Source organism: Micromonospora sp. WMMD736 (assembly GCF_049179015.1).
Taxonomy (GTDB): Bacteria; Actinomycetota; Actinomycetes; order Mycobacteriales; family Micromonosporaceae; genus Micromonospora.
The window spans coordinates 1-1,310 of the sequence record NZ_JBMHMI010000141.1 but is presented as its reverse complement, the minus strand read 5'-3'; the positions used below and the strand labels follow the sequence as shown (position 1 = coordinate 1,310).

Sequence of the window (1,310 nt, the reverse complement as noted above, 5' to 3'; positions counted from 1 at the left end):
GCTGTGACCGAGGCGACATCGGCGGCGTCTCAACCGCTACCGGGCCGGTGGACGGGCTGCCGACCATCTTCGTCTATGACGGCTACCCGGGCGGGGCCGGTTTCGCCGAACGCGGCTACCGCCAGATCGGCGCCTGGTGGGGCGCCACTGCTGCGGCAATCGAGGCCTGCGAGTGCCCGCACGGCTGCCCGAGCTGCGTGCAATCCCCCAAATGCGGCAACGGAAACGATCCGCTGGACAAAACGGGTGCAATGCGGGTACTGCGCCTCGTACTCGGTGAGTTGGCGGCCCGGCACTGACCATCGGACTGTGTGGCGACGACCGACCCCTCGACAGTCGACAGCACACTCCGGCGGCCAGTGACGTGGAGATCGGGCACGCCTTTTACACCCAGGCGGTGCGTCGAACGGTCGGACAACGCGATCCGTTCCCAGGCCCGGACATCGGGCGCAGACGAAAGTTACCCCGTCACCTTGGTGAACGCAACCCTCTGGCGGCGAAACGGAAGCCGACCAGCAAAGACTGTGACGCCCGTCCTACGGATTTCGTAGCGGGAAAATAGTGCGCCGTGACCGACATCACGCTCGGTAGAATGCGGCCATGAGCCACGACTGGCTGCTCGTGGAGACACTGGGCGGCGAACCTGCCGTGGTCGCACAGGGCCGCCAAACCAAGAACCTGGTCCCGATCAGCGCGTTCCTACGACGAAATCCGCACCTGATGGCGATCCAGGCAGCGATCGCCGAGACGATGCGCGCCGGCAAAGGATTGAGCAGCATCACACCCAAACGCGACCGCGTGATCCGCACCGAGGTGGTCGGGATGTCCGACGGACACATCCACGGCGTGCACGTCTGGATCGGCCCTGCTGACGTCGACCCCCCCGAACGGCCTGTCCCCGGCGCCCTCACCTGGGACCTGACCAAAGGGGTTGCCACCGACACGATCGAGTCGCTGACCAACGCCGGGCACAATCCGGCCACGGAGATCACCCACGGGCGGGCGTTCGCCGACGACCTGCCGACCCGCGACCTCAACCCCGGCGAGACCAAGGTGCTGGCCATGGCGATCCGGCCGCAGGCGGGCCGCACCTTCTGCAGCACCTGGGACGTCACCGATCACCGCGGAGAGCGGATCACGGTCGGTTTCACCGCGCGGGCGGTGGTCGAGGCCGAGGAGGACGGCGTCGAGCGACTGATCTGCCGGGCAATGAACTGGCGCGGCGAACGGGATCGTCCCCCGCAGGCAACCGACAGCTTGGCTCAGCGGATCCTCAACGGGATGGCGCAGCCCGGCGTACACCGCGCGAT

Annotated in this window: 2 protein-coding genes; both read left to right on the top strand. The window is 67.4% G+C overall.

All coding sequences use genetic code 11. The features are described from left to right. A partial coding sequence (locus ACN269_RS34775) for a Zn-binding domain-containing protein (RefSeq protein WP_421477587.1) occupies positions 1–299 on the top strand: 299 nt, incomplete at its 5' end. Positions 300–600: 301 nt separating this feature from the next. Next, positions 601–1,310 (top strand): PAS domain-containing protein (locus ACN269_RS34770; protein ID WP_421477585.1); only part of this gene is annotated, 710 nt, incomplete at its 3' end.